Origin of the sequence: Streptomyces sp. NPDC051677, from assembly GCF_044453465.1 — a bacterium.
Classification (GTDB): domain Bacteria; phylum Actinomycetota; class Actinomycetes; order Streptomycetales; family Streptomycetaceae; genus Streptomyces.
Genome location: NZ_JBITCT010000121.1, coordinates 1 through 7,479 on the forward strand (window position 1 = coordinate 1; position 7,479 = coordinate 7,479).

Annotated in this window: 7 protein-coding genes and 1 pseudogene; 3 read left to right on the forward strand and 5 right to left on the reverse strand. The window is 70.1% G+C overall.

Going from position 1 to position 7,479, the window contains the following annotated elements; translation table 11 throughout:
* Positions 1 to 639, forward strand: a 639-nt coding sequence (locus ACIBAF_RS48885; RefSeq protein WP_399473278.1) for an RNA-guided endonuclease InsQ/TnpB family protein, incomplete at its 5' end; no start/stop codon positions are given.
* A gap of 50 nt (positions 640 to 689) precedes the next feature.
* Here the strand turns inward: ACIBAF_RS48885 and ACIBAF_RS48890 are convergent.
* The 4 genes and pseudogenes from ACIBAF_RS48890 to ACIBAF_RS48905 form a co-directional block, all read right to left on the reverse strand.
* Positions 690 to 938: pseudogene (locus ACIBAF_RS48890) on the reverse strand (hypothetical protein); the annotation flags it as partial.
* A 277-nt stretch (positions 939 to 1,215) separates the two neighbouring features.
* Positions 1,216 to 1,479, reverse strand: coding sequence for a DUF397 domain-containing protein (locus ACIBAF_RS48895; protein WP_399473280.1), 264 nt, complete (start codon positions 1,477 to 1,479; stop codon positions 1,216 to 1,218).
* Positions 1,463 to 2,302 (reverse strand): Scr1 family TA system antitoxin-like transcriptional regulator, encoded by an 840-nt coding sequence (locus ACIBAF_RS48900; protein WP_399473282.1) that lies wholly within the window; start codon positions 2,300 to 2,302, stop codon positions 1,463 to 1,465. The genes ACIBAF_RS48895 and ACIBAF_RS48900 overlap by 17 nt, the downstream gene beginning before the upstream one ends.
* A gap of 420 nt (positions 2,303 to 2,722) precedes the next feature.
* Positions 2,723 to 3,376 carry a methyltransferase domain-containing protein gene (locus ACIBAF_RS48905; RefSeq protein WP_399473284.1) on the reverse strand — a complete coding sequence of 218 codons (654 nt, stop codon included), beginning with the start codon at positions 3,374 to 3,376 and terminating at the stop codon, positions 2,723 to 2,725.
* A gap of 174 nt (positions 3,377 to 3,550) precedes the next feature.
* On the opposite strand from ACIBAF_RS48905, the gene ACIBAF_RS48910 reads away from it, so the two are divergent.
* Together ACIBAF_RS48910 and ACIBAF_RS48915 are read left to right on the forward strand one after the other, a co-directional pair.
* The gene (locus ACIBAF_RS48910; protein WP_399473286.1) at positions 3,551 to 4,678 is read left to right on the forward strand and encodes an NADH:flavin oxidoreductase; all 1,128 of its coding nucleotides are present in this window, start codon (positions 3,551 to 3,553) and stop codon (positions 4,676 to 4,678) included.
* Positions 4,679 to 4,912: 234 nt separating this feature from the next.
* Positions 4,913 to 6,403: an MFS transporter gene (locus ACIBAF_RS48915; protein ID WP_399473288.1), complete on the forward strand. Its 1,491-nt coding sequence runs from the start codon at positions 4,913 to 4,915 to the stop codon at positions 6,401 to 6,403.
* 1 nt (position 6,404) lies between these two features.
* On the opposite strand, the gene ACIBAF_RS48920 is transcribed toward ACIBAF_RS48915, so the two are convergent.
* The gene (locus ACIBAF_RS48920; RefSeq protein WP_399473290.1) at positions 6,405 to 6,977 is read right to left on the reverse strand and encodes a hypothetical protein; all 573 of its coding nucleotides are present in this window, start codon (positions 6,975 to 6,977) and stop codon (positions 6,405 to 6,407) included.
* Between the last annotated feature and the right edge of the window lie 502 nt (positions 6,978 to 7,479).

Genomic DNA, 7,479 nt, shown 5'->3' on the forward strand with positions numbered 1-7,479 from the left:
AAGCTGAACTGCCCGCAGCTCACCGTCAAGGAGCGGGCACAGATCCGCAAGCACCAGCGGCGTGCCGCCCGCGCGCCGAAAGGCAGCGAAGCCAAAGCGGCCGGGCACGCGAAGGTCGCCAGGCTCAAGGCGCGGGAGGCGAACCGGCGCAAGGACTGGTGCGAGAAGACCAGCACCATGCTCGCCCGCACCTACGACCTGATCCGCTTCGAGAAGCTGAACATCAAGAACATGACCCGCTCCGCGAAGGGAACCGTGGAGCAGCCCGGCCAGAACGTGGCGCAGAAGGCCGGGCTGAACCGGTCCATCCTCGCCCAGGGATGGGGCCTGCTCCGGCAGCGCACCGGGCACAAGGCCCCCGGCCGGGTCGAGGACGTTCCCGCCCCGTACACGAGTCTGCGGTGCAGTGCCTGCGGGTGGATCGAGAAGAAGTCGCGCAAGAGCCAAGCCGACTTCGAGTGTGTGTCCTGCGGTTTCACCTGCAACGCGGACACCAACGCAAGCCACAACGTCGCGGCAGGACAGGGCGGGATCCCTCGCCCCCGGCGGACAGCCGGTGCCGGAGGGACGACACCGCCCACGCGGTCGAAGAACGTCCGTGAACCTCAACCCAAACGGGTTGGAATCCCCCTCTTTTAAGAGGGGGAGGATGTCAAGTTCGGGTGATCCAGCGGGACTTCGCCCGAGGCGGTCTCCATCCGTTCCCGGCCCCGCCTCAGATGCCCGGCCTGCTGGATGCGGTTGAGGGCTGTGCGGAGGGCGCACTGTCCGTACGGGAGCTGCTTGGCCAGCGTCTTCACGGAGATGTCGGTGCCGTCGGGCAACCGGTCGACGTACGCGGCGATGGCCGCCTCGCGGGGCGGAAGGTGCGTGAAGTCGTGGTTGGTGCGGGGGAGTTGTCCCGGGGCGGCGCGCTTTCCGTAACCCGGATTGGCCATCGGGTGCGGGTCCGCGTGCGCGGGCAGGGGGGTAGCACTAAGCTTGGCGTCAGCCACAGGTCGACTCTCGATCGATCTAGTAGGTCAAGCCCCCGTCGGTGTTGGTAGCACCGGGCGGGGGCTGCTTCGTTATGCGCACGCTAGAGCGTGGTGACCTTCCGTGGCAAGTCGGTCGCTCCGCGTCAACTCACCGGGCGGGAGGGTGGGTTGAGACCCTCCACCCGTTCCTTGCAAAGAGGGCTCGACGCTGGACGTTTGAGCTTCGGGCGGGTGCGGATCAGCTGTCCTTGAGGTTTTCGACGAACGCCGACCATGACTCCGCCCGGAACACGAGCTTCGGGCCGAGGGGGGCCTTGGAGTCACGGACGGGGACGAGGGTGGGGTGGCCGGGGGTTACTTCGAGGCAATCATTGCCGCCCCCGGCGCTGTAGCTGGACTTGCGCCAGCGGGCGACCTCCAGACAGTCGGCGCCACTGCCCCCGCTGTAGCTGGATTTGTACCAGGCAGCTGCGTCCAGGTTGTACTCATTGATGCTCCTCATGGGCGTAATCCTGCGCTATCGCCTCGATGAGGGCCAGGGAGTCTTTCGGGGAGAGTGCGGAGGCTGTGAGAAGTTCGAAGGCGCGCCTCTGGCGGCTGACGGTGGCCGGGTCGTCCTCCAGGCGTCCGGTGCCGACGTGCTCCAAGAAGACCAGGGGCGGGGCGTCCTCGAAGTCCATCAGCTTGATGGCGCCTTCCATGGAAGAGTGCGCCCCCACGCTGAGTGGCAGTACCTGGACGATCACCCGGTTCTCGCGGACCAGATCGGTGACGTGACGCAGGGCTTCCGCCATCACCGCAGCTCCACCTGTCACTCGGCGCAACGTGGCCTCGTCAAGCACCGCCCACAACAACGGTTTTGTTGGATCGGCGAGAACGTGGGCTCGCTCGATGCGAGCCGCCACCAGCTGGTCGATCTCCTCCTCGGGAGCCGTCGGCCGATACGCGCGAAATACGGCTCGTGCGTACGCCGGCGTCTGGAGCAGTCCAGGGATCAGAAGTGATGCGTACTGCCTGATCACTGTGGCGATGGCCTCCGCCTCCACGGCCTCCGTGAAGCTCTCCGGGTACTTCGACTTGGCCGCCGCCTTGCAGTTCCGCGCGAAGAATCCCTTCGTCCCCAGGGCTTCGTCCAGCATCCGCGCGTACTCCGGCTGCATGCGCCGCGCCCCTGCTTCCAACTGTCCGATGAACGAACCGCTCACGAACAATCGTTGGCCCAGTTCGTCCTGGCTGAGACCGGCATTCTCGCGTGCGTGTCTCAGTTCCGCACCCAACAGGGCTCGTGGCGACGATGACGGGTCGAGGTCCTTCGGGCCTGGCATGGCGACTCCCTGTCACACAGGACGGGTTGTTGGTTCTTCACCTCTGGCCAGGTTAGGAGCCTGGCGGACACGCTGTGTGCAGAACACGAACACTCAGCGTGGAGGAACAGCCCCATGGAGACGACAGAGACGGCGGCCGAGGAGCAGCGGGCCGCCCGCAGTGCACCCGAGGCTCTGGAGCGGTTGCGAGCCGCCCTGCGGGACGTGGGAATCCGCCTTCCGTCCTTGCGGCTCGACCCCGTCTCGGCCGTGCAGGACGATCGGTTCGCCCTGGTCGACCTGGGTCGTTGCAACTTCGTCGTGGCCTCGCAGCTCGCCGACGCCCTGTGGGGACGCCGAGGGCCGGAGGATCCCGGCGAGGTGTCCGCCGCCGACCTCCTGCGGGAGAGGGTGCGCGCGCTGAACCGAGGGGCCCGGCTCTCAGGTGTAGTGGGAGGCGACGGCGGGCTGGCCTGTGTAGTTGGGGCCGGCGTCGGGGTCGGCGCCGACGTAGGTGAAGGGGAGTTCGACGGTTCGGCCGCCTCGGAGGGTGAGCAGGTGACGCCGGGGGTCGTAGGTGAATCCCGCTGCCCGTAGCGCGGTCACGGCCGCCCGTCCGGCCGCCGAGCCGTCGGAGCGTCGGATCGACTCCGGGTCGAAGTGGGCCAGGAGCAGCCCGTCCTCGGTCAGCCAGGACGCGGCCCGGGTGAGCAGGCCGAGCTGGTCGCCGACGTAGTGCAGGCCGTGGACGCAGGTGATCAGGTCGTAGGTCCGGGTCGGGGTCCAGAACGAGACGGAGGCGACGACCTCCTCCAGGATGGGCGGGGCGGGACGCGGGACGAGCGGGCCCACCAGGTCGACGGCGGTGAGGACCGCGTCGGCGGGCAGGGCGGGGGCGGCCTCCCGCAGGGCGCGGCCCTCGCCGCTGCAGAGGTCCAGCCACGAGGGGGCGGGGCGGTGCGCCAGGTGGGACAGGAGGTCGACGCCCAGTTCACGGGCGTAGCTGTTCACCCCGGTGAGCCCGCGTTCGCGGTTCATCGTGTTGTTCGCGACGACGGAGGACTCTTCCAGCGGGACCGGCCGGGGTTTTGGCATGCGTACATTCTCGGGTGCGGTTCGGTGCGCGTGGTCGGGATCACAGGGGGTTTCGGGGTGCGGCCGGAATGGCGCGGACGCCGGGGGAGTTGTCGTTGACGAGCACTGTATGCATGTGCACATACCCACCGGTCCACCGGTCCATCGGTCCACCGTCACGAGGAGACAGCCAACGTGAGCGTCACCCAGCCCGTCCCGTCCCGCGCCGCCGACATCCTCTCGCGGCCCGTGTCCATCAACGGACTGACCGTCTCGAACCGCATCGCGATGGCGCCCATGACGCGCATGTTCTCGCCGGACGGCATCCCGGGTGAGGACGTCGTGTCGTACTACGCCCGCCGCGCCGCCGCCGGTGTCGGCCTCATCGTCACCGAGGGGACGTACGTCGGGCACGAGTCCGCCGGGCAGAGCGACCGGGTGCCGCGGTTCCACGGCGCGGAGCAGCTCGCGGGGTGGGCGAAGGTCGCCGAGGCCGTGCACGCGGGCGGCGGGAAGATCGTGCCGCAGCTGTGGCACATCGGGATGGTGCGTAACCAGGGCGAGCCGCCGTACGCGGACGCTCCGGCCGTCGGTCCGTCCGGGGTGCGTCTCGACGGGACCGAGGGCGTCGGCAAGGCGATGACCCAGCGGGGCCTGGACGACGTCATCGGCGCGTTCGCCGAGGCGGCCGCGGCCGCCGAGCGCATCGGCTTCGACGGCGTCGAGCTCCACGGCGCCCACGGCTACCTGCTCGACCAGTTCCTGTGGGCCGGCACCAACCGCCGCACCGACGCCTACGGCGGCGACCTCGTGGCCCGTACGAAGTTCGCCGCCGAGATCGTCGCGGCCGTCCGCGAGACCGTCTCCGCCGAGTTCCCGATCATCTTCCGCTACTCGCAGTGGAAGTCGGACGCGTACGACGCGCGGCTCGCCGAGACCCCGGAGGAGCTGGAGGCCGTCCTCGCGCCGCTGGCCGCCGCCGGCGTCGACGCCTTCCACGCCTCCACCCGCCGCTACTGGCTTCCGGAGTTCGACGGCTCGGACCTCAACCTCGCGGGCTGGACGAAGAAGCTCACCGGCAAGCCCGTCATCACCGTCGGCTCGGTCGGCCTCGACGGCGACTTCCTGCGCGGGTTCGCGGGCGAGGGCGCCCAGCTCAAGAGCCTCGACGACCTCCTCGACCGGCTGGAGCGCGACGAGTTCGACATGGTGGCCGTCGGGCGGGCGCTGCTGCAGGACCCGGAGTGGGCCGCCAAGGTCCTCGACGGCCGTCTCGACGAGCTGAAGCCCTACGACGCCGCCGCGCTGAAGACCCTCAGCTGAGCCCTGTCCTGTCCTGGGGCCTGTCAGGACCCGGCCCTGTCAGGCCCCGGCTCAGTCGGGCCTAGCCCGGTCGGGCCCTGAGCTGCGGCTCGGGGCCCGACCTTCTTCGTGTTCTCCCTGGTCAAGGGCTGTGGGCGGGGGTGTGAAGGAATTCGCTTGCTTAACTCAATCAATCTGCATAAGATTGCTTGAGTCAAGCAGTTCAATCCTCGTGGATCCGACGGAGGCCCTGTCATGTCCGACGCCCTTGCCCGACCCGCTGCGGCGGGAGCATCCGCCCCGCCGAGGTCGAACGCCGTGGTGGCGGTGCTGGCCCTGGCCGGGATCGTCGTCTCGCTGATGCAGACCCTGGTCATCCCGATCGTCCCCGAACTGCCCAAGCTGCTGGACGCGCCCGCCTCCGACACCGCCTGGGCGGTCACGGCCACACTGCTCGCCGCCGCCGTCGCCACCCCCGTCGTCGGCCGGCTCGGCGACATGGTCGGCAAGCGGCGGATGCTGCTCACCAGCATCGTGCTGCTGATCTCCGGCTCGGTGGTCTGCGCGCTCGCCGACTCCCTGGTCCCGATGATCATCGGACGTGCCCTGCAGGGCCTGTCGGCCGCCGTGGTGCCGCTGGGCATCAGCATCCTGCGGGACACCGTCCCCGCCGAGAAGCTCGCCGGTTCGACGGCCGTCATGAGCGCCTCCCTCGGCGTCGGCGGCGCGCTCGGTCTGCCCACCGCCGCGTTCATCGCGGACAACTGGGACTGGCACATCCTCTTCTGGACCTCCGCCGCTCTCGGCGTCGTCTCCCTCCTGCTCGTCCTGGCGTTCGTCCCGGAGTCCCAGAACCGGGTCGGCGGACGCTTCGACCTCGTCGGCTCGCTCGGACTGTCGGCCGGACTGGTCTCGCTGCTGCTGACCGTGTCCAAGGGATCCGACTGGGGCTGGACCTCCGGTACGACGCTCGGCCTCGGCGGCGCCGCCGTCGTGATCCTGGCGGCGTGGGGCTGGTGGGAGCTGAAGGCGAAGCAGCCGCTGGTCGACCTGCGCACCACCGCCAAGCCCCAGGTGCTCTTCACCAACCTCGCCTCGATCGCCCTCGGCTTCTCGATGTTCGCGATGTCCCTGGTCCTGCCCCAGCTGCTGCAGCTGCCCGAGCAGACCGGCTACGGGCTGGGCAAGTCGATGCTGACCGTCGGCCTGGTGCTGGCCCCGCAGGGCCTGGTCATGATGGTCATGTCCGCGCTGTCCGCGGGGATCACCAAGTCCAAGGGCCCCAAGGTCACCCTGATGATCGGCGCGCTGATCGTCGCCTCCGGCTACGGCCTGAACATCCTGCTCATGTCCGAGGTCTGGCACCTGGTCCTGGTGTCCTGCGTCATCGGCGCCGGCGTCGGCTTCACCTACGGCGCGCTCCCGGCCCTGATCATGGGCGCGGTCGACCCCTCCCAGACGGGCGCGGCCAACAGCCTCAACACCCTGATGCGGTCCCTGGGCACCAGCTTCGCCAGCGCCATCGCCGGTGTGATCCTCGCCCAGATGACCACCGACTTCGGCGGCTACGCCCTCCCGTCGGAGAACGGCTTCAAGGTCGTCATGGCCATCGGCGCCGGCGCGGCCCTGGTCGCCTTCCTCCTCGCCGCCTTCATCCCGAAGCGCAAGGACGCCGTCACGGCCGAGGTCGCCGAGGTCGCAGAGGAGACCCCGGAGGCCCCGGAGGCCGCCCCCGCCAAGGCGTGACTCAGAGGTTGCCCAGCGGCTCGATGTCGACCTTCACCGGGGTGCCCCAGATGCGCAGGACCTCGTAGTCGGTGAACTCGTGCACGAGCCGGTAGGCCATCGCGGGCCGGGAGCCGCGGCGCAGGGCGGCGATGTACAGCTCGGCCTCGCGACGGTCCCGCCTCGGCGTCCCGCACAGGTGCCACTCCTGGCCGTTCCACAGCTCCGGCAGCCAGCGCTGCTGGGGCAGTGGGCGGTCGGCGCGGGTGCCGTAACGGGAGGTGGAGGGGGCGGGGGTGTACGGGGCCTGCGGGGCGGGGCCGTTGTACTCGGCGCGCCGGGCCGCCCGGCGGCGGGTCTCGCACAGCAGACACAGGTCGGGGGCGGCCTCGTCGACCGGACCGTTCGGATGCTCGGCGCAGCGGGTGGTGGGCGTGGCGCCGACGACGCTCTCGTCCAGCAGCTCCAGGGCGCGCCGCAGATCGGCCTTGACCTCGTGCAGCCGGGCGTCGGGCGTGTCGGCGCTCAGGGCCTCCCCGTGCTCCCCGAGCAGCCGGAGAGCACGACCGAGAGCGGTGACCTGAGCGTGGTTCATGGCCCCAAGGGTAGGGGGCGACCCCGGTTCCCCGGAGGGGCGAGGGGTTCCCGGGGGTCGAAAGGTTCCCGGGGGCGGGGTGGTTCCTAGAGGGGCAAGGGACTCGCGGGGACGTGGGTGGCTTCCGGAGGGACGAGGGGTTCGCGGAGGGGCGAGGGGATCCCGGAGGGCGGGGGCTCTCGGGGAGGTGGGTGGTTGCCGGAAGGGTGGGGGCTCTCGGGGAAGCGGGTGGCTCCCTGAGGGGTGGGTGGGACCGGTTCCCGGAGGGCGAGGGGATCCCGGAGGGCGGGGGCTCTCGGGGAGGTGGGTGGTTGCCGGAAGGGTGGGGGCTCTCGGGGAGGTGGGTGGTTGCCGGAAGGGTGGGGGCTCTCGGGGAAGCGGGTGGCTCCCTGAGGGGTGGGTGGCCCCGGGGGGGTGCCTCTATGTCTTCCGTCAAGGCGCCCCTGACGGGTTTGGTGTGGTTCGGGGTTGCTGGGGTTATGCGGCGAGCTCGACGTCCGTC